Here is a 22,556-nt window from a genome sequence, read left to right as displayed (position 1 = left end):
CAAGCTATTCAACGTATTGTACACTAAACATAGTGTACTTAAATAGTATAATTTGTCAGGAGGTGCCTATCTATGGAGGAACATTACTATGTGAGCATAGATATAGGTTCATCAAGCGTAAAAACAATAGTAGGCGAAAAATTTCACAACGGAATTAATGTGATAGGTACAGGGCAAACCTACACAAGTGGTATCAAGAATGGTTTAATTGATGATTTTGATATTGCAAGACAAGCAATTAAAGATACAATTAAGAAGGCTTCAATTGCCTCTGGTGTAGATATAAAAGATGTATTTTTAAAACTACCTATCATCGGTACCGAAGTATATGATGAATCAAATGAAATTGAATTTTACGAGGATACTGAAATTGATGGCACGCATATTGAATCAGTTTTAGAGGGTATCCGGGATAAAAATGATGTGCCTGAAACTGAAGTGATAAATGTATTCCCAATTCGTTTTGTAGTTGACAAGGACAATGAAGTTTCAGATCCAAAAGAATTAATTGCAAGACATTCATTAAAAGTAGATGCAGGTGTCATCGCAATCCAAAAATCTATTTTAATCAATATGATTAAATGTGTTGAGGCATGTGGTGTTGACGTGTTAGATGTTTATTCTGATGCGTATAATTATGGTTCTATTCTTACACCAACGGAGAAAGAATTAGGCGCTTGTGTCATTGATATCGGTGAAGATTTAACGCAAGTTGCTTTCTATGAACGAGGAGAACTTGTAGATGCTGAATCTATAGAAATGGCCGGTCGAGACATTACGGATGATATTGCTCAAGGACTAAATACTACATATGACACAGCTGAAAAGGTAAAACATCAATATGGTCATGCATTTTATGACTCTGCTTCAGATCAAGATGTCTTTTCAGTAGATCAAGTTGATTCAGATGAACATGTTCAATATACTCAAAAAGATTTAAGTGACTTTATTGAACAAAGAGTCGAAGATATATTCTTTGAAGTCTTTGATGTTTTACAAGAACTAGGACTTACAAAAGTAAACGGAGGATTTGTAGTTACTGGCGGATCTGCAAATTTACTAGGTGTAAAAGAATTACTACAAGATATGGTTAGTGAAAAAGTGAGAATTCATACACCGTCACAAATGGGTATCAGAAAACCGGAATTTTCTTCTGCTATTTCTACAATTTCTAGTAGTATCGCTTTTGACGAGTTATTAGATTATGTTACAATTAGTTATCAAGATAATGAAGAATTTGAAGAAGAAGTTATCGAATCTGATAAAGATACTGAAACAAAATCAAGCGGTTTTGATTGGTTTAAGCGTAAATCAAACAAAAAAGAAAATGACGAGGTAGCACCAGAAGCGCCTCGTGAAGAGTCTTATGAAGACCGTGAAAATCATCTAGAAGATGAACAACAAACAGAAGGCAAAGCCAAAGAAGAAAGTAAGTTTAAAAAATTAATGAAATCTCTATTTGAATGATTATTGGCCATAAAGACTAGGAGGAAAATTAAATGTTAGAATTTGAACAAGGATTTAATCATTTAGCCACATTGAAAGTCATCGGTGTAGGTGGCGGCGGAAATAATGCCGTTAACCGTATGATTGACCATGGTATGAATAATGTGGAATTTATTGCTATCAACACTGATGGACAAGCTTTAAACTTATCAAAAGCTGAATCAAAAATTCAAATTGGTGAAAAATTAACACGTGGATTAGGTGCTGGTGCTAATCCTGAAATTGGGAAGAAAGCAGCAGAAGAATCAAGAGAACAAATTGAAGATGCTATCCAAGGTGCTGATATGGTATTCGTAACTGCTGGTATGGGTGGCGGTACTGGAACAGGTGCTGCGCCGGTTGTTGCTAAAATTGCAAAAGAAATGGGTGCTTTAACTGTAGGTGTTGTTACGCGTCCATTCGGTTTCGAAGGTCGTAAGCGCCAAACACAAGCGGCAGCTGGTGTAGAATCTATGAAAGCAGCAGTGGATACATTAATTGTTATTCCAAATGATCGCTTATTAGATATCGTTGACAAATCTACGCCGATGATGGAAGCATTTAAAGAAGCGGATAATGTATTACGTCAAGGTGTACAAGGTATTTCAGATTTAATTGCAGTATCAGGTGAAGTGAACTTAGACTTTGCAGACGTTAAAACAATTATGTCTAATCAAGGTTCTGCGTTAATGGGTATCGGTGTGTCATCTGGTGAAAACAGAGCAGTCGAAGCCGCTAAAAAAGCAATTTCATCTCCATTATTAGAAACATCAATTGTAGGTGCTCAAGGTGTACTTATGAACATTACAGGTGGAGAATCACTCTCTTTATTTGAAGCACAAGAAGCTGCTGATATTGTTCAAGATGCTGCAGATGAAGATGTGAATATGATTTTCGGTACAGTTATTAACCCAGAGCTCCAAGATGAAATTGTAGTTACTGTTATCGCAACTGGTTTTGAAGATAAACCTTCTTCACAAGGTCGTAAAGCTACAAGTACTGGTTTTGGTTCAAGTGTAAATAGTAGTTCTAATCATCAATCTGGTGCTAGTGCTAAAGAAGATTCATTCAATGCACACACTTCTCATTCACAATCAAGTGAAAGTGTAAGTGAAAGAAGCCACACTACTAAAGATGATGATATTCCTAGCTTTATTAGAAATAGAGAAGAAAGACGTTCTAGAAGAACTAGACGCTAATCGTCAGTATATATAATCACTGTATTTTAAATAGCCTGAGACATTTTATAGTCTCAGGCATTTTTTTCGTGTTGGAGTATCTAACTAACCTGAAAACCTAGTTAAATCAATGTTTAACTAAATTTTTCTATTTTGAAGGATAAGACAACACTTTATATAAATTTTTGCTGCTAATTCTCAAAACAATATTCATATATCGATAGAACTATTAATATAAATAATTAATGTATTTATTATCTCATGTGCATCATTTAGGTAACCATTGCAAGTTAGTAATTGATACAAGTTTAAATAAATTTAAGTATGATATATAATTGTTTTATAATTGGTTACTTAATACTTAGATTATTTGTAGAACATTTCGATTTGAAATTAAGTGTACAGTGGAATGTATATATATAGGGGTGGTGAAATATTTTGAAAGAGAGATTTATTAAGAAAACTCATTATTTAGACTATCAATTTGATGAGCATACTGATATTAAGTTAGGTTTCACTACTCGAGAAAATGGTTTAAGTCCTTATCCTAATCATAGTTTTAATATGGCGAGATATATCAGCGACAGTGCACATCATATTACACATCATCAAGATATCTTAGCGAATCTTATTGGTTATCCAAGAGATGAATGGGTTTTTCCTATACAAACACATGATAATCGCATCGTTGAAGTTACAAGTGAACATAAAGGAACAAATATTGATAAACTAACTGATGATTTACATGGCATAGATGGAATGTATACTTTCGATTCTCACATTCTCCTTACTATGTGTTATGCGGATTGTGTACCGGTATATTTTTATAGTGAATCACATGGCTATATTGGATTAGCACATGCAGGTTGGCGAGGAACATATGGTCAAATAGTAAAAGAAATGCTAAAAAAAGTGGATTTTGATTATGAAGACTTAAAGATTGTAATCGGTCCAGCAACTTCAAATTCTTATGAAATCAATGATGATATAAAAAATAAATTTGAGGAATTAACCATTGATTCAACTTTATATATTGAGAGCAGAGGCAAAAATAAACATGGTATTGATTTAAAAAAGGCTAACGCACTTCTTCTAGAAGAAGCTGGAGTTCCATCAAAAAACATATACATTACCGAATATTCAACTTCAGAAAACTTAGATTTATTCTTTTCATATCGTGTTGAAAAAGGACAGACGGGACGTATGTTAGCATTTATTGGACGGAAGTAAAGTGTATAAAGTAGGTGAATAATTTATGGATGTTAAAGAGAATCTTGCTAAGATTGAAACGGAAATTGATGCAAGCGTTAAAAAAAGTGCCCATTCAGCACAACCTCACGTGATTGCAGTAACAAAATATGTTACAATAGAGCGAGCTAGAGAAGCGTATAAAGCAGGAATAAGACATTTCGGTGAAAATCGATTAGATGGATTCAAAAAGAAGAAAGAATCTCTACCAAGCGATATTAAATTACATTTCATTGGTTCTTTACAATCAAGGAAAGTTAAAGATATTATAAATGAAGTCGATTATTTTCATGCTTTAGATCGTTTGAGTCTAGCTAAGGAGATTAACAAAAGAGCAAATCATGTTATAAAATGTTTCTTACAAGTAAATGTTTCTGGAGAAGAATCTAAACATGGCATAGCTCTTGAAGAAGTAAATCAATTTATAAATCAAATCAAAGAATACGAAAATATCCAAATTATTGGATTAATGACGATGGCACCATTGACTGATGATCTATCGTACATAAAAAATTTATTTAAAGAGTTAAGACATAAAAGAAATGAAATACAACAATTCAATTTAGCACATGCGCCTTGTACAGAATTATCTATGGGAATGAGTAATGATTATCAAATGGCAGTCGAAGAAGGTGCAACCTTTGTCAGAATTGGGACTAAACTTGTAGGAGAATAGGAGTGAGCCCCCCTTGGCTTTAAAGGATTTATTTAATAATTTTTTTGTAGTTGAAGAAGAAGAGGAAGTTGAAGGACCTGAAGAGCGAGAATCTTCTAGATCACGTGAACGTGTTCAAGAGCGCGAAGATTACAATCGTAATGAGAATCAAGCGACACCACAAACTTTTAACAATAAGCAACAAGCGATTAAATCTGTACCTCAAAAGAACACTTTGAGATCGAATACAACTTCTGAAGAAAGGAATTATCGTATGAATAATAATTCAAAAAATAATTCTAGAAACGTTGTAACAATGAATCAAGCATCACAATCATATACTGCTCAGGAAAGTTCAAAAATGTGTCTGTTTGAACCACGTGTCTTTTCAGATACTCAAGATATTGCCGACGAATTAAAAAATAGACGTGCAACTTTAGTAAATTTACAACGCATTGATCAAGTATCAGCAAAGCGTATTATTGATTTTTTAAGTGGTACGGTATACGCAATTGGTGGAGATATTCAGCGCGTGGGTACTGATATTTTCTTATGCACACCTGATAATGTTGAAGTAGCCGGCAGTATAACTGATCACATCGAGAATATGGAGCAACATTACGAATAAGGAGTTCAGCTATGGATATTGGTTTGCTAAGTACAATTTTCCGATTTATTATATTTTTAGTTCAAATATATTATTTTGGAATGATTATATATTTCTTTACTTCTTGGGTTCCGAGTATAAGAGAGTCTAAGTTTGGAGAATTTTTAGGAAAGTTATATGAACCTTTCTTAGAACCTTTCCGTAAAATTATTCCTCCTATTGGCTTTATAGACATTTCTTCTATCGCGGCAATCTTCGTTCTAGTTTTATTCCAAAGTGGTTTAGTAAAAATATTTAATTTAATTCTTGCATATTTATCTTAAAATATGACACGCACTAACTTTATATTATTCAACATAACGAGGCAAAGTAGCTAGACTTTGACCTCGTTTTATCATATAACTTATTGTTGACAGTGTTATAGTCGTAGTGTTTTTAAAAATTTTTCAACATAAAAGGAGTAGATAACCATCGATATATATCAGCATTTTAGAAAGGAAGAACAAGATGCTATCGATCAATTCATCGATAAATGTAAGCAGGCTGATGCTAATTATGCTCCGGTTCTAACCCATTTCTTGGACCCGCGAGGCCAATATATACTTGAGGTCATTACGCGTAGTTATCAAGATTTACATGTCACATTTTTTGGTGGACCACATGCAGAAAGGAAACGTGCAATCATCGCACCATTATATTTTAAGCCACAGCCTGAGGACTTTGAACTGACTTTATTTGAACTTCAATATCCTAAGAAATTTGTAACAATACAACATCAACACGTTCTTGGAACACTCATGTCACTGGGAATACAAAGAGATCAACTCGGTGATATTATAGTTGGAGAAGATATACAGTTTGTTTTGACAAAACAATTAGAATCATATATTATATCTGAACTAACGCGTATTAAGGGAGCCACAGTTAAACTTAATTCTATTCCTACTGAAGATATGATACAATCAGAAGAGAATTGGAAAGTTCATAGTACAACTGTGAGCGCTTTGAGATTAGATGTAGTTTTGAAAGAGATAATTCATAAATCTCGAAATATTGCACAACAATTAATTATAAAAAAAAGAGTCAAAGTTAACCATACTGTAATAGATTCTACAGATTTTCAATTAGAGCAGAATGATTTATTGTCAATTCAAGGTTATGGTAGAGCTCAAATTGTTGAAATAGGTGGAAAAACGAAAAAGAACAAGTTACACATTCATTATCAAACACTATTTAAATAGCTATTAATCAAGGAGGATTATCATGCCTTTTACACCAAGTGAGATTAAGAATAAAGAATTTACACGAGTAAAAAATGGTTTAGAACCTACAGAAGTTGCAAATTACTTAGAGCAACTAAGTAATGAAATCGAACGTTTAAAAGAAGATAAAAAGCAACTTGAAAAAGTCATTGAAGATAGAGATTCCAATATTAAATCATATAAAGATGTTCACCAATCAGTAAGTGATGCACTTATTCAAGCACAAAAAGTAGGAGAAGAGACAAAACAAGCAGCAACTAAAGAAGCTGAAGCCGTTTTATCAAAAGCACAAGTACAAGCTGACAGTATTGTGAATGATGCAATTGAAAAAGCACGTCGTCTAGCTTTCCAAACTGAAGACATGAAACGACAATCTAAAGTTTTCCGCTCTCGTTTCCGTATGCTTGTTGAAGCACAACTTGACTTACTCAAAAGTGAAGATTGGGATTACTTACTCAATTATGATTTAGACGCCGAGCAAGTGACATTAGAAGATATTCATCATCTTAATGATAATGATTTGACACCTGAAGAACGTGCAATGAAACAAAAGCAAAATCAAGAATTATCGGCTAATCAACCTTCTACATCAAGTTCAGAATCTGTGAGTCAATCAAATACAAATAGCGAATCATCACAATCAACATCAAATAATTAAAAACGAATCACAAATTAACCATTTGATGTAAAAATAACTAAGAAATTTCATTGTTTATCAAAAATGCATTTTCTAAATAACAATTTATTGATATGATATAAAGACAGACGCGTAAGAAACAGTGAACATAGTACAGCGAGCTAGGAATGGTGTGAGCCTAGCATATTGTTTGTTTCTTATATCACTGGCTTTTCAATTTTATAAATATTCTTAAGAGAACTCTAAGTTGAGTTAAGTAGGGTGGTACCGCGGATTAACCGTCCCTTTTAATTGAACTTAGAGTTCTTTTTTATCATTACAAGGAGTGAATATAATGAATTACAAAGATACCCTATTAATGCCGAAAACTGATTTTCCTATGAGAGGTGGCTTACCAAATAAAGAACCTCAAATTCAAGAAATGTGGGATAATGATGACCAATATCGCAAAGCGTTAGAAAAAAATAAAAATAATCCATCATTCATTTTGCATGACGGACCACCATATGCTAATGGTAATTTACATATGGGACATGCATTAAATAAAATCATAAAGGATTTTATTGTTCGTTATAAAACAATGCAAGGTTTTTATGCACCGTATGTGCCGGGTTGGGATACTCATGGTTTACCAATTGAACAGGCTTTAACTAAAAAAGGCGTTGATCGCAAAAAAATGTCAGTTGCAGAATTTAGAGAGAAATGTAAAGAATTTGCATTAAAACAAATCGACATTCAAAAGAAAGATTTTAAGCGCCTTGGTGTACGTGGTGATTTTAATAATCCTTACATTACATTAACACCTGAATATGAAGCCGCACAAATAAGATTATTTGGAGAAATGGCAGATAAAGGTTTGATTTATAAAGGAAAAAAACCTGTGTATTGGTCACCTTCAAGTGAATCATCACTTGCAGAAGCTGAGATAGAATATCATGACAAACGTTCTGCATCAATTTACGTTGCTTTTGACGTAAAAGACAGTAAAGGTAAAGTTGATTCTGATGCACAATTTATTATTTGGACAACTACACCATGGACAATTCCATCAAATGTCGCAATTACAGTTCATCCAGAGCTAAAATATGGTCAGTATAATGTTGATGGACATAAATACATTGTTGCCCAAGCATTATCAGAAGAAGTCGCAGAAGCATTAGGTTGGGATAAAGATTCTATACAATTAGAGAAAGAATTCACAGGTAAAGAATTGGAATTTGTAGAGGCACAACATCCATTCCTAGATCGTGTATCGTTAGTAATTAACGGTGAACATGTTACGACAGACGCTGGTACGGGATGTGTCCATACAGCTCCCGGTCACGGGGAAGATGACTATATTGTAGGTCAAAAATATGATTTACCAGTAATTAGTCCTTTAAATGATAAAGGTGTATTCACTGAAGAAGGTGGACCATTTGAAGGAATGTTCTACGACAAAGCAAACAAAGCCGTGACTGATCTTTTAAAAGAAAAAGACGCACTACTTAAACTTGACTTTATTACACATAGTTATCCTCATGATTGGCGTACGAAAAAACCTGTTATCTTTAGAGCTACACCACAATGGTTTGCTTCCATTAATAAAGTAAGACAGGATATTCTTGATGCAATTGAAGACACGAACTTTAAAGTAGACTGGGGTAAAACACGAATTTACAATATGATTCGTGATCGTGGCGAATGGGTAATTTCTCGTCAACGTGTATGGGGTGTTCCTTTACCGGTATTTTATGCTGAAAATGGCGATATCATTATGACTAAAGAAACAGTAAATCACGTTGCAGATTTATTTGAAAAACACGGCTCAAATATTTGGTTTGAAAAAGAAGCTAAAGAATTACTTCCTGAAGGATTTAGTCATCCTGGAAGCCCTAACGGCGAATTTACTAAAGAAACTGATATTATGGATGTTTGGTTTGATTCTGGTTCATCACATCGTGGTGTATTAGAAACGAGACCTGAACTTTCATTCCCAGCAGACCTTTATTTTGAGGGTAGTGATCAGTACCGCGGTTGGTTTAACTCTTCAACTACAACTGCTGTAGCTACACGTGGTCAAGCACCATATAAATTCTTGTTATCACATGGCTTCGTCATGGACGGTGAAGGTAAGAAGATGAGTAAGTCATTAGGTAACGTTATAGTTCCTGATCAAGTTGTTAAACAAAAAGGCGCTGATATTGCACGTTTATGGGTAAGCAGTACTGATTACCTCTCTGATGTGCGTATTTCCGATGAAATTCTTAAACAAACGTCTGATGTATATCGTAAAATTCGAAACACTTTAAGATTTATGTTAGGTAATATTAACGATTTCAATCCTGAAACGGATAGTATTGCTGAAACAAATCTACTTGAAGTAGATCGCTATTTGCTAAATCGTTTACGTGAATTCACAGCGAGTACGATTAATAACTATGAGAATTTTGATTATTTGAATATTTATCAAGAAGTTCAAAACTTTATCAATGTTGAACTAAGTAACTTCTATTTAGATTACGGTAAAGATATACTTTATATTGAGAAAAAAGATTCTCATAAACGCCGTAGCATGCAAACCGTTTTATATCAAATACTTGTTGACATGACTAAATTACTAGCACCCATTTTAGTGCACACAGCTGAAGAAGTTTGGTCTCATACACCTCATGTAAAAGAAGAAAGTGTACACCTTTCAGATATGCCTAAAGTTGTTGATGTAGACGAAGAATTGTTAGAAAAATGGAATACATTTATGAATTTACGTGATGATGTTAATCGTGCATTAGAACAAGCACGTAATGAAAAAGTAATTGGTAAGTCATTAGAAGCTAAAGTGGTTATTGGAAGCAATGAATCATTTAATACGGCGGAATTTTTACAACAATTTAATGACTTACAACAATTATTCATCGTTTCACAAGTTGAAGTTAAAGATAAAGTGAATGATGGTGTATCATATCAATATGGAGATATCCATATTAAACATGCTGAAGGTGAAAAATGTGAAAGATGCTGGAACTATACAGAAGAATTAGGTTCAGTAGGTGAACTTGAACATTTATGCCCACGATGTCAAGAAGTAGTAAAAACTTTGGTATAATAAAAAGTTTTTACAAGTGAGCGTATATTTCAAGAAAATAAATTTTAAATGATTGTTTAAATACTATAAGAAAGCCCAAAATGAAATTCATTTTGGGCTTATTTTATAGTTATTATTGTGAAGTTATAAGATTTCAAATAAAGAAATTTCACTAGCTTTTTAAAGGTAAGTTGATAAAGCAGACTTCTCTATTTAATGTTTAATTTTTAATGAACTTGAACAAGTTTCGTAAATACATATTCATTACATTTTTTGTCATAGAATATTTTTCTCATTATAAGCACAGTGATTGTATTGAATCTTCAGGCATAAAATGATAACAATATTAATAAGGTATAAATCAATCATTTGAGTTCAATTTAATTTTTAGTCATAATATATAAAATACAAAGTGTTGGATAGTGTAGTAATTGTTCACATTACTGATTGAACTCATTAGGCTTTAATAATAAAAGCATCAATATAATAATTTTATCTAAATGTATTAAATTTTTGTATAGATACAATTCATAATCAAACGTCTTGGACAAAAATATTTAATTATTAATAAAACACAGGCATATGTTTTTTAATAAACATTGTTGCTAAATTTAGATAGCATTTAGATTGTCAATTCTCTTTATTATGTGAGTGATAAACAAAGAGAAAGATTAAGAGAAGAAACAGGTACATATTTTTTATTACTGCGCTTAAAAGATAAACATACACTTTCAACAAAGTAATCATTTAATTATTTAAAAGAAAAGTAATCATTGAAAGGAAAATAAGATGTTTCATAACAAAAATGCAAATTTTGTAAATGGTGTAACTATCAATATTAAAGATAAAGAAACTATTAAAACATTTTATGAGAATGTTTTAGGATTTAATCTTATCAATGAATCTAAAACTGCTGTACAATTTGAAGTTGGCGATTCAAATCAATTTATTACTTTTATTGAAATACAGAATGGACGAGAACCGTTAATGTCTGAAGCAGGTCTTTTCCATATTGGTATATTGTTGCCTACATTGACTACATTAGCTGATTTACTCGTACATTTAAGTGATTTTGAAGTACCAGTGAACGGTGGACAACAAAGTGTTGCAACATGTTTATTTATTGAGGATCCAGAGGGCAATGCCATAAAGTTTTATGTCGATCGTGAGACAGAATCATGGATTGATGAGAAAGAAGGCAGAATTAGAATGGATATTGCGCCAATTAATGTACCTCGATTATTGCAAAATGTCTCTCATACTCAATGGCAAGGCATACCAGATGAAACTAAATTAGGTTCATTGCATATTAAGTCCATTCGAATTTCTGATGTTAAATCATATTATTTACATTATTTTGGATTAGAAGAATCAGCATATATGGACGATTATTCTCTATTTTTATCTTCAAACGATTATTATAATCATTTGGCTGTTAATCAGTGGTTATCTGCGACAAAACGAGTAGATAATGAACATACCTATGGTTTAGCTATGATAGATTTTCACTATCCAAAAACGACACATAAAAATCTTAAAGGACCTGATGGTATTTATTTTAGATTTAATAGAATAAAAGAAGTGTGATGATATGAAAAAAGCAATCATAGTAATGGTTGTTGTTAGTGTTATCTTGACAATAGCAGCAGTTATTGACGAGTTTATTATTCAAGATATGAAGCGTGTGCAAAGTCGTTTTACGTCACATCATCCTATGAAAATCAATACATATAAAAAGGGTCAGTGTACATATTATGTCTTTGAACGTGTTAAAAATGATGGAAATAAGATAAACAATACTTGGAGCGACGCCAAGAATTGGGATAAAAAAGCAATTGATGATGGATACATTGTTGACCGTAACCCTAAAAAAGGATCAATATTACAATCTTCTAAAGGGAAATACGGTCATGTTGCATATATAGAAACAATAAATGAAGATGGTTCTATACAAGTTTCAGAAATGAACTATACACAACCTTATGAAATCACAAAACGAACAATTCATACCTACGACATTAAAAATTATTATTATATTCATCCTCAAAAGATAAAAACATAATAGACAAGATAGCTTTTTCAAAATTACGTTCTAGGATATAATGTTAAGTGTTGCTTTAGATGACATTAAAAAGAATGGAGGCACTTCTTTGAAAAAGAAATACTATATTAGCATCTCTTTACTTATGACATTCATTGTACTAGTTTTCGATCAAGTTTCTAAATGGCTTATTACAATCTCAATGAAGGTTGGAGATTCATATGAAATTATCCCTAACTTTTTAAATATTACATCCCATAGAAACAACGGTGCAGCATGGGGGATTTTGAGTGGTAAAATGCTATTTTTCTATATTATTACTATCATTATTTTAATCGTTTTAGTTATTTTTTATATTAAAGAAGCACAATTTAATTTATTTATGCAGGTTGCAATAAGCCTATTATTCGCTGGAGCCTTAGGAAATTTTATTGACCGCGTATTACATGGTGAAGTTGTGGATTTTATTGATACGAATATATTCGGTTACGATTTTCCTATCTTTAATATTGCGGATTCAAGCTTAACAATTGGAGTTATATTCGTAATCATCACACTGATTAAAGATGCAATCATAAATAAGAAGGAGGTCTAGTTATGGGAAATTATAATTTTAATATTATTGAACAATCACAAGTTGGACAACGTATAGATAAACTTGTTTCAGATTTAAATAAAGATTGGTCACGTAGTCAACTTCAAGATTGGATTAAAGAAGGTTTAGTCAAGGTAAATGGTAAAGTAATTAAATCGAACTATAAGGTCAAGTTAAATGACAAAATTGTTGTAACCGAGAAAGAAGTCGTAGAGGCAGATATCAAACCTGAAAACTTAAATTTAGATATTTATTATGAAGACGAAGATGTTGCTATTGTATATAAGCCAAAAGGTATGGTTGTACATCCATCTCCAGGCCATTATAGTGGGACATTAGTAAATGGATTAATGTATCAAATTAAAGATTTATCAGGAATTAATGGCGAAATACGTCCTGGCATAGTTCATAGAATAGATAAAGATACGTCTGGTTTATTAATGGTTGCTAAAAATGATGTTGCCCATCGTCATTTAGTTGAACAACTTATGTCTAAAACTGTTAAACGAAAATACACGGCGTTAGTTCATGGTAATATACCTCATGATTATGGCACAATTGACGCGCCAATTGGTCGAAATAAAAACGATAGACAAGCTATGGCTGTGGTTGATGACGGTAAAGAAGCTGTGACACACTTTAATGTATTAGAGCATTTTAAAGATTATACATTGATAGAATGTCAATTAGAAACAGGGCGTACACATCAAATTCGTGTACATATGAAATATATTGGTTATCCTCTTGTAGGGGATCCGAAGTATGGACCAAAAAAAACGTTAGATATCGGTGGACAAGCTTTACATGCTGGTATCATTGGTTTCGAACATCCTGTAACACATAAATACATTGAGAAGCATGCAACATTACCTAACGATTTTGAAAAATTACTAGATGATATAAGACGTAGAGATGCTTAAACGAATGTGACATCGTTTTTTATTATAAATACTAACTTTGCCATTGACTTATACTATTAAAAGATTTAAAATTATAACAGTTTAAATATAAAAACGTCATCTTTAATTGAGGGTCCAGAGAGGCTCCGAAGATATGAATAATTAGGATAATAATATTTTGATGATTAAGTTACTAATACTTTTGCTGTGTTTATAACTTAAGAATGTGAATATGATAGGGAATATTGCTTATTCTCTTTAACTTTTTGTCTCATATCTTTATTAAAGATATGAGTTTTTTTATATTAAAAGAGGTGAAACAATGTCTGAACGAATTATTTTAGATGATGCAGCGATACAACGTACAATTACACGAATTGCTCATGAAATTCTAGAATATAACAAGGGAACCAAAGATTTAGTTCTATTAGGCATTAAAACTAGGGGTGCTTTTTTAGCACATCGTATACAAGATAAAATAAATTCAATTGAACAACAATTAGTACCCACAGGTACTATCGATATTACACATTTTCGAGATGACGTTGATAAGGTAGTGCAACAAGCTGATCAACGCGCTTTTGATATTAATGTAGATATTAATAACAAAGTGGTTGTTATCATTGATGATGTTTTGTATACCGGACGTACAGTAAGAGCCTCATTAGATGCGATTTTATTACATACAAGACCTATTAAAATAGGGCTTGCAGCACTTGTGGATCGTGGTCATCGTGAACTCCCTATACGCGCAGATTTTGTAGGAAAAAATATACCTACTGCACGAGATGAATCTGTTTCAGTTTATTTAGAAGAAATTGACGACAGAAATGCAGTCGTCATTGAATAATTATCCTTTTAAAACAGTACGAGAGACTGAAAAAGGTGAAGTAATTCATATGGATAGATGAACATATGACTATAAAAAGATTATGTAAACTATAAATATCCAATGGAAGCTTCATTGATAAATGTGATGATAAAAGCTTAACTTAACATTACACTTAGATATATTTCATTTTAGTCTCTTTACACTCTACTGATTGTGAAGAGACTTTTTTTATGAAAGGAAATGAATCAACATGGAAAATGAGCAAATGTTTGAGCGTACCGTTCAGCCAGTTCTTGATGTAAAAGATAAACCAAAACCAGCACAATGGGCATTTCTAAGCCTTCAACATTTATTTGCAATGTTTGGATCAACTGTACTTGTACCATTTTTAACACATCTGCCTATATCAGCAGCTTTGTTGGCATCAGGTATTGGTACACTTTTATACATATTAATCACAAAAGCAAAAATTCCTGCCTACCTAGGATCAAGTTTTGCCTTTATTACACCTATCATCACAGGGTTAAGTACACATAGTCTTGGAGATATGCTGGTTGCATTATTTATGAGTGGATTAATGTACGTGATTATAGGTATTTTCATTAAATTGAGTGGAACACATTGGTTAATGCACTTGTTACCACCAGTAGTTGTCGGACCAGTAATAATGGTTATTGGGTTAAGTTTAGCTCCTACAGCAGTAAACATGGCTATGTTTGAAAATTCTGCTGAGATGAAAGGGTATAACTTAAGTTACTTAATTGTTGCTTTGATTACATTAGCAGTAACCATCATCGTCCAAGGATTCTTCAAAGGGTTTTTATCACTTATACCTGTACTTATAGGTATTATAGTGGGATATATTGTATCTATTTTCATGGGCATAGTTAAATTTGCTCCAATAGCACAAGCGAAATGGATAGATTTTCCTCATATTTATCTACCATTTAAAGATTACACACCATCTTTTCATTTAGGACTCATTCTCGTGATGATACCCGTGGTGTTTGTGACGGTAAGTGAACATATTGGTCATCAAATGGTAATTAACAAAATAGTAGGACGAAATTTCTTTGAAAATCCAGGTTTAGATAAATCAATCATTGGTGATGGTGTTTCAACTATGTTTGCAAGTATGATAGGAGGGCCTCCTAGTACAACTTATGGTGAAAATATAGGTGTACTAGCGATTACCAAAATATACAGTATTTACGTAATTGGTGGTGCGGCAGTTATAGCTATTATTCTTGCATTTATTGGTAAGTTCACTGCTTTAATATCTTCAATACCTACGCCAGTGATGGGTGGTGTCTCAATTTTATTATTCGGTATTATAGCAGCTAGTGGTTTAAGAATGCTTGTTGAAAGTCAAGTAGATTTCTCAAGCAATCGCAACTTAGTTATAGCATCAGTTGTGCTTGTTGTCGGGATTGGTAATCTTCTTATCAATTTAAAAGGCATAGGTATCAATTTACAAATTGAAGGAATGGCATTATCAGCACTTTCAGGAATAATATTAAATTTAATTTTGCCAAAAGAGAAAAACCAAATAAATTAAGCTTTATTTCTATAGGAGGCGCTTTATGGAACACTTATTATCAATGGAGCATTTATCTAATTCAGAAATTTATGATTTAATTACTATTGCTTGCCAATTCAAATCTGGTGAGCGACCATTACCTCAATTTAACGGTCAATACGTATCAAACTTATTCTTCGAAAATTCAACGCGAACAAAGTGTAGCTTTGAGATGGCAGAACAAAAATTAGGATTAAAACTTATTAATTTTGAAACAAGTACATCATCTGTAAAAAAGGGTGAGTCACTTTATGACACATGTAAAACACTTGAAAGCATAGGTGTTGATTTACTTGTCATACGTCACTCCCAAAATTCTTATTACGAAGAACTGAATCAATTAAATATTCCAATTGCTAATGCAGGTGATGGAAGTGGACAACATCCTACTCAGAGTTTATTAGACATAATGACAATATATGAAGAATATGGTTCGTTTGAAGGATTGAATATTCTAATATGTGGTGACATTAAAAATTCTCGTGTCGCAAGAAGTAATTATCATAGTTTAACATCATTAGGTGCCAACGTAATGTTCTCAAGTCCAAAAGAATGGGTAGATAATACATTAGAGGCGCCTTATGTTGAAATTGATGAAGTCATTGATAAAGTAGATATTGTTATGTTGCTTAGAGTTCAACATGAAAGACATGGAATTTCAGGTGAAGCTAACTTTGCTGCTGAGGAATATCATCAACAATTTGGTTTAACACAGGCTAGATATGATAAATTAAAAGAGGAAGCCATTGTAATGCATCCAGCTCCTGTAAATAGAGGTGTTGAAATTAAAAGTGAGCTAGTTGAAGCACCTAAGTCTCGAATATTTAAGCAGATGGAAAATGGAATGTATTTAAGAATGGCAGTAATAAGTGCGCTTTTACAATAGAAAGGGGTTAATTCTACATGAAATTAATTAAAAACGGAAAAATCTTAAAAAACGGTATCCTAAAAGACACAGAAATATTAATCGATGGTAAACGTATTAAACAAATTAGTAGTAAGATAAATGCTTCATCTTCAAATATTGAAGTTATTGATGCAAAAGGAAATTTAATTGCTCCAGGTTTTGTAGATGTTCATGTGCACCTACGTGAACCAGGTGGTGAACATAAAGAAACAATTGAAAGTGGTACAAAAGCCGCTGCAAGAGGTGGTTTTACTACAGTATGTCCTATGCCTAATACAAGACCTGTACCAGATACAGTTGAACATGTTAGAGAATTAAGACAACGAATTTCTGAAACAGCACAAGTTAGGGTGTTGCCTTATGCTGCTATTACTAAGAGACAAGCAGGTACTGAACTTGTTGATTTTGAAAAATTAGCACTAGAAGGTGTGTTTGCATTTACAGATGATGGTGTGGGTGTTCAAACAGCAAGTATGATGTATGCTGCTATGAAGCAAGCTGCAAAAGTTAAAAAACCGATTGTCGCACACTGCGAAGATAATAGCTTAATCTATGGTGGTGCAATGCATAAAGGTAAACGTAGTGAAGAATTAGGCATACCTGGTATTCCAAATATTGCTGAATCTGTACAAATTGCTAGAGATGTACTATTAGCTGAAGCAACTGGTTGTCACTATCATGTGTGCCATGTTTCAACTAAGGAAAGTGTTCGAGTAATCAGAGACGCTAAAAAAGCTGGTATCCATGTAACAGCAGAAGTTACACCACATCATTTATTATTAACTGAAAATGATGTTCCTGGTGATGATTCAAACTACAAAATGAATCCACCATTAAGAAGTAATGAAGATAGAGAAGCACTTTTAGAAGGCTTATTAGATGGAACAATTGATTGTATTGCAACGGATCATGCACCTCACGCTAAAGAAGAAAAAGAACAACCTATGACAAAAGCACCTTTCGGTATCGTAGGTAGTGAAACAGCATTCCCATTACTTTATACACACTTTGTAAGACGAGGTAATTGGTCACTGCAACAATTAGTTGATTATTTCACTATTAAACCAGCTACTATTTTCAACTTAAATTATGGAAAATTACACAAAGATAGTTACGCTGATTTAACAATTATTGATCTAAATACTGAAAAAGAAATCAAAAGTGAAGATTTCTTATCTAAAGCTGATAACACTCCATTTATTGGTGAAAAAGTTTATGGAAATCCAACACTAACAATGCTTAAAGGTGAAGTAGTATTCGAGGAGGAAAAGTAGATGCTTGAAAAACGTTATCTTGTACTGGAAGATGGCTCTTATTACGAAGGATATCGCTTAGGATCAGATGACTTATCTATAGGCGAAATTGTATTCAACACTGCTATGACGGGGTACCAAGAAACAATCTCTGACCCGTCTTACACAGGTCAAATCATAACTTTTACGTACCCACTAATTGGAAACTATGGTATCAATCGCGATGATTTTGAATCATTAACACCTAAATTAAATGGGGTAGTAGTAAAGGAAGCAAGTACACACCCTAGTAACTTTAGACACCAAAAAACATTACACGAAACACTTGCTCAATATCATATTCCTGGTATATCGGGTGTAGATACTAGAAGTATTACTCGTAAAATTAGAAATCATGGTGTTTTGAGAGCTGGATTTACAGATAATAAAGATAACATTCAGGAACTTGTTGAACAGTTGAAAACTGCTGAGTTACCTAGAGATGAAGTTCAAACGGTTTCTACAAAAACACCATATGTATCAACAGGTTCCGATTTAAGTGTCGTTTTACTCGACTTTGGTAAAAAGCAAAATATCGTTCGTGAATTAAATTTACGTGGTTGCAACGTCACAGTTGTACCATATGATACGTCAGCTGAAGAGATTTTAAGCATGTCTCCAGATGGTGTCATGCTATCAAACGGCCCTGGTGATCCAGACGAAGTTGACGTTGCTTTAGATATGATCAGAGGCATATTAGGAAAGATACCATTCTTTGGTATCTGCCTTGGTCATCAACTTTTTGCATTATCGCAAGGCGCAACTTCATTCAAAATGAAATTTGGACATCGTGGTGCGAACCATCCCGTTAAAGATTTAAGAACAGGTAAAATAGATATCACGAGCCAAAATCACGGCTATTCTATTGACCGTGACTCGCTTAAAAATACTGACCTTGAAGTTACACACATTGCTTTAAACGATGGTACTGTTGAAGGACTAAGACATAAAGAACTTCCAGCGTTTTCAGTCCAATATCATCCTGAAGCAAGACCAGGTCCAAGTGATTCTAATTACTTATTTGATGAGTTCATAACAATGATGAAGGATTTCAAAGAAAAGGAGCGTCAAATCAATGCCTAAAAGAGATGATATTCAGACAATTTTAGTAGTCGGTTCAGGACCAATTATTATTGGACAAGCTGCAGAATTTGACTATGCAGGAACACAAGCTTGTCTAGCATTAAAAGAAGAAGGCTACAGAGTTATTTTAGTTAATTCTAATCCTGCAACAATAATGACAGATAAAGAAATTGCCGATAAGGTGTACATAGAACCATTAACGCACGATTTTATTGCTCGTATTATTAGAAAAGAACAACCAGATGCATTATTACCTACTTTAGGTGGTCAAACTGGGTTGAACATGGCGATTCAACTTCATGATAGTGGCGTGTTAGAAGCTAATAATGTAAAGTTGTTGGGGACAGAGCTAGAGTCTATTCAACAAGCAGAAGATCGTGAAATGTTTAGAACATTAATGAATGATTTAAATGTACCTGTACCAGAAAGCGATATCGTTAATACAGTAGAACAAGCATTTGAATTTAAAGAACAAGTTGGATATCCGTTAATTGTACGTCCTGCATTTACGATGGGGGGTACTGGCGGTGGTATTTGCCATAATGATGCTGAATTAAAAGAAGTTGTTAGTAATGGTTTGCATTATAGCCCTGCTACACAATGTTTAATAGAAAAATCAATTGCAGGTTATAAAGAAATTGAATATGAAGTTATGCGTGATAAAAATGATAACGCCATCGTAGTATGTAATATGGAGAACATAGATCCTGTAGGCATTCATACTGGAGATTCAATCGTTGTTGCACCGAGTCAAACACTATCAGATGTAGAATATCAAATGCTACGAGACGTATCCTTAAAGGTAATTCGTGCTTTAGGTATTGAAGGTGGATGTAATGTGCAACTCGCACTTGACCCGCATTCATTGAATTATTACATCATTGAGGTCAACCCACGTGTGTCTCGTTCATCAGCTTTAGCTTCCAAAGCAACGGGTTATCCTATTGCAAAATTAGCCGCTAAGATTGCCGTAGGTTTAACACTAGATGAAATGCTTAACCCTATTACAGGAACCTCATATGCTGCATTTGAACCCACTTTAGACTATGTTATTTCTAAAATTCCACGTTTCCCATTCGATAAATTCGAAAAAGGTGAACGTGAACTTGGAACTCAAATGAAAGCGACAGGCGAAGTCATGGCAATCGGTCGTACATATGAAGAATCTTTACTGAAAGCCATTCGCTCACTTGAATATGGTGTTCATCATTTAGGTTTACCAAATGGAGAAAGTTATGAATTAGATTACATTAAAGAGCGTATCGGACATCAAGATGATGAAAGATTGTTCTTTATCGGAGAAGCTATTCGTAGAGGAACATCTCTTGAAGAACTTCATAATATGACAAAAATTGACTATTTCTTCCTAAATAAGTTCCAAAACATTATTGACATTGAGCATGAACTTAAAAATCATCAAGGCGATTTAGAGTATTTAAAATACGCTAAAGATTATGGCTTTAGTGACAAAGTGATTGCTCATCGATGGGATATGGAAGAAAAAGATATATATGAACTACGTATGAGTCAAAATATTAAACCAGTTTATAAAATGGTTGATACATGTGCAGCTGAATTTGAATCCACAACGCCGTACTATTATGGTACGTATGAAGATGAAAATGAATCTATAGTAACTGATAAAGAGAAAATTCTAGTACTAGGTTCAGGACCAATTAGAATTGGCCAAGGTGTTGAATTCGATTATGCAACTGTACATGCAGTATGGGCGATTCAAAATGCTGGTTACGAAGCTATTATTGTGAATAATAATCCGGAGACTGTATCTACTGACTTTTCAATTTCTGACAAATTATATTTTGAACCACTTACAGAAGAAGATGTCATGAATATCATTAACTTAGAACAACCTAAAGGTGTTGTAGTACAATTTGGTGGTCAAACAGCAATAAACTTAGCCGATAAATTAGCACAGCATGGTGTTAAAATTCTTGGAACATCATTAGAAGATTTAAATCGAGCTGAGGATAGAAAAGAATTTGAAGCGCTATTACGTGAAATATCTGTACCTCAGCCACAAGGGAAAACTGCTACATCACCTAAAGAAGCTCTTAAAAATGCAAGAGAAATAGGTTATCCGGTTGTAGTTCGTCCTTCATACGTGCTTGGTGGCCGTGCAATGGAGATTGTTGATAATGATCAAGAGCTTGAAAATTATATGACTCAAGCTGTTAAAGCAAGTCCAGAACATCCTGTATTGGTAGACCGCTATTTAACAGGAAAAGAGATAGAAGTGGATGCTATTTCAGATGGGGAGACTGTCGTAATTCCAGGAATTATGGAACATATAGAGCGTGCAGGTGTTCACAGTGGAGATTCTATTGCAGTTTATCCGCCACAAACACTGACTCAAGACGAAATTAATACACTTGAAGACTACACAATTAAATTGGCAAAAGGTTTAAATATTAAAGGTCTTATTAACATTCAATTTGTCATAGCTCACGACGGTGTCTATGTGTTAGAAGTTAATCCGCGCTCAAGCCGTACGGTACCATTCTTAAGTAAAATTACTGATATTCAAATGGCTCAATTAGCGATGCGTGCAATTATGAGTGAAACGCTTGCTGAAATGGGGTACAAGCAAGGTATCCAACCTTATTCTGAAGGCGTATATGTTAAAGCACCCGTATTTAGTTTTAATAAATTAAAAAATGTAGATATTACGCTTGGACCAGAGATGAAGTCTACAGGTGAAGTTATGGGTAAAGACCTTACACTTGAAAAAGCGCTATACAAAGGTCTCACTGGTAGCGGATTTGAAGTGAAAGATCATGGTACAGTATTGATGACTGTAAGTGATAAAGATAAAGATGAAATAGTCAAGATTGCACATCGATTAAATGAAATAGGCTACAAAATATTGGCGACTCGTGGAACAGCACAAAAGTTAAAAGATCATAATATTCCAGTTGAGGTCGTAGGTAAAATCGGTGGCGAGGATGATCTACTGACACGAATTCAAAATGGAGAAGTGCAAATTGTCATTAATACTATGACAAAAGGAAAAGAAATCGAACGAGATGGTTTCCAAATTCGACGTACAACAGTTGAAAATGGTGTGCCTTGTTTAACATCATTAGATACTGCCAGTGCTTTAACAAATGTCATTGAAAGCATGACGTTTACTATGAGAAATGTATAATCTTAATGATAGAAGTTAAAAGGAGA

The 22,556-nt window shown here is 33.4% G+C and carries 19 protein-coding genes; all 19 read left to right on the top strand.

Annotated elements, in window-relative coordinates:
- Window positions 1–72 precede the first annotated feature (72 nt).
- The 19 genes from ftsA to carB all read left to right on the top strand — a co-directional run bounded on the left by ftsA (window position 73) and on the right by carB (window position 22,530).
- Window positions 73–1,467, top strand: coding sequence for a cell division protein FtsA (gene ftsA / locus HMPREF2663_RS06725; RefSeq protein ID WP_002457407.1), 1,395 nt, complete (start codon window positions 73–75; stop codon window positions 1,465–1,467).
- A 32-nt stretch (window positions 1,468–1,499) separates the two neighbouring features.
- Window positions 1,500–2,684 carry a cell division protein FtsZ gene (gene ftsZ, locus HMPREF2663_RS06720; RefSeq protein ID WP_002457406.1) on the top strand — a complete coding sequence of 395 codons (1,185 nt, stop codon included), beginning with the start codon at window positions 1,500–1,502 and terminating at the stop codon, window positions 2,682–2,684.
- Window positions 2,685–3,101: 417 nt separating this feature from the next.
- Entirely contained in the window at window positions 3,102–3,893 is a 792-nt protein-coding gene (gene pgeF, locus HMPREF2663_RS06715) for a peptidoglycan editing factor PgeF (protein ID WP_002446231.1), read from the top strand.
- A 25-nt stretch (window positions 3,894–3,918) separates the two neighbouring features.
- Window positions 3,919–4,587, top strand: coding sequence for a YggS family pyridoxal phosphate-dependent enzyme (locus HMPREF2663_RS06710; protein WP_002457405.1), 669 nt, complete (start codon window positions 3,919–3,921; stop codon window positions 4,585–4,587).
- A 13-nt stretch (window positions 4,588–4,600) separates the two neighbouring features.
- On the top strand, window positions 4,601–5,194 hold the full coding sequence (locus HMPREF2663_RS06705) for a cell division protein SepF (RefSeq protein ID WP_002446233.1): 594 nt from the start codon (window positions 4,601–4,603) through the stop codon (window positions 5,192–5,194).
- A gap of 11 nt (window positions 5,195–5,205) precedes the next feature.
- A complete protein-coding gene (locus HMPREF2663_RS06700) occupies window positions 5,206–5,496 on the top strand; it encodes a YggT family protein (RefSeq protein ID WP_001830086.1) in 291 nt (96 codons plus the stop codon).
- 141 nt (window positions 5,497–5,637) lie between these two features.
- The gene (locus HMPREF2663_RS06695; RefSeq protein ID WP_044555208.1) at window positions 5,638–6,414 is read left to right on the top strand and encodes a YlmH family RNA-binding protein; all 777 of its coding nucleotides are present in this window, start codon (window positions 5,638–5,640) and stop codon (window positions 6,412–6,414) included.
- Between the two features lie 22 nt (window positions 6,415–6,436).
- Window positions 6,437–7,093 (top strand): DivIVA domain-containing protein, encoded by a 657-nt coding sequence (locus HMPREF2663_RS06690; protein ID WP_002475942.1) that lies wholly within the window; start codon window positions 6,437–6,439, stop codon window positions 7,091–7,093.
- A 313-nt stretch (window positions 7,094–7,406) separates the two neighbouring features.
- On the top strand, window positions 7,407–10,157 hold the full coding sequence (ileS, locus tag HMPREF2663_RS06685) for an isoleucine--tRNA ligase (RefSeq protein WP_070846077.1): 2,751 nt from the start codon (window positions 7,407–7,409) through the stop codon (window positions 10,155–10,157).
- 768 nt (window positions 10,158–10,925) lie between these two features.
- Window positions 10,926–11,723: a VOC family protein gene (locus tag HMPREF2663_RS06680; RefSeq protein WP_002446237.1), complete on the top strand. Its 798-nt coding sequence runs from the start codon at window positions 10,926–10,928 to the stop codon at window positions 11,721–11,723.
- A gap of 4 nt (window positions 11,724–11,727) precedes the next feature.
- A complete protein-coding gene (locus HMPREF2663_RS06675) occupies window positions 11,728–12,198 on the top strand; it encodes a CHAP domain-containing protein (protein ID WP_070846075.1) in 471 nt (156 codons plus the stop codon).
- 88 nt (window positions 12,199–12,286) lie between these two features.
- Complete coding sequence (gene lspA, locus HMPREF2663_RS06670; protein WP_002457401.1) at window positions 12,287–12,772, top strand: signal peptidase II; 486 nt, start codon at window positions 12,287–12,289, stop codon at window positions 12,770–12,772.
- A 2-nt stretch (window positions 12,773–12,774) separates the two neighbouring features.
- A complete protein-coding gene (locus HMPREF2663_RS06665; RefSeq protein WP_002446240.1) occupies window positions 12,775–13,692 on the top strand; it encodes an RluA family pseudouridine synthase in 918 nt (305 codons plus the stop codon).
- Between the two features lie 301 nt (window positions 13,693–13,993).
- Window positions 13,994–14,521: a bifunctional pyr operon transcriptional regulator/uracil phosphoribosyltransferase PyrR gene (gene pyrR, locus HMPREF2663_RS06660; protein ID WP_002446241.1), complete on the top strand. Its 528-nt coding sequence runs from the start codon at window positions 13,994–13,996 to the stop codon at window positions 14,519–14,521.
- Window positions 14,522–14,753: 232 nt separating this feature from the next.
- Complete coding sequence (locus HMPREF2663_RS06655) at window positions 14,754–16,061, top strand: uracil-xanthine permease family protein (RefSeq protein ID WP_002446242.1); 1,308 nt, start codon at window positions 14,754–14,756, stop codon at window positions 16,059–16,061.
- A 25-nt stretch (window positions 16,062–16,086) separates the two neighbouring features.
- Window positions 16,087–16,968, top strand: coding sequence for an aspartate carbamoyltransferase catalytic subunit (locus HMPREF2663_RS06650; RefSeq protein WP_002475924.1), 882 nt, complete (start codon window positions 16,087–16,089; stop codon window positions 16,966–16,968).
- 17 nt (window positions 16,969–16,985) lie between these two features.
- The gene (locus HMPREF2663_RS06645; protein ID WP_002446243.1) at window positions 16,986–18,263 is read left to right on the top strand and encodes a dihydroorotase; all 1,278 of its coding nucleotides are present in this window, start codon (window positions 16,986–16,988) and stop codon (window positions 18,261–18,263) included.
- On the top strand, window positions 18,264–19,364 hold the full coding sequence (locus HMPREF2663_RS06640) for a carbamoyl phosphate synthase small subunit (protein WP_002446244.1): 1,101 nt from the start codon (window positions 18,264–18,266) through the stop codon (window positions 19,362–19,364).
- Window positions 19,357–22,530, top strand: a complete 3,174-nt coding sequence (carB, locus tag HMPREF2663_RS06635; protein ID WP_070846073.1) for a carbamoyl-phosphate synthase large subunit — start codon at window positions 19,357–19,359, stop codon at window positions 22,528–22,530. Before HMPREF2663_RS06640 ends, carB begins: the two co-directional genes overlap by 8 nt.
- Window positions 22,531–22,556 lie beyond the last annotated feature (26 nt).

The sequence above is a fragment of the Staphylococcus sp. HMSC077D08 genome, from assembly GCF_001837945.1.
In the GTDB taxonomy this organism is placed as follows: domain Bacteria; phylum Bacillota; class Bacilli; order Staphylococcales; family Staphylococcaceae; genus Staphylococcus; species Staphylococcus epidermidis.
The sequence above is the reverse complement of the archived record's forward strand: the minus strand, read 5'-3'. Positions and strand labels throughout refer to the sequence as shown.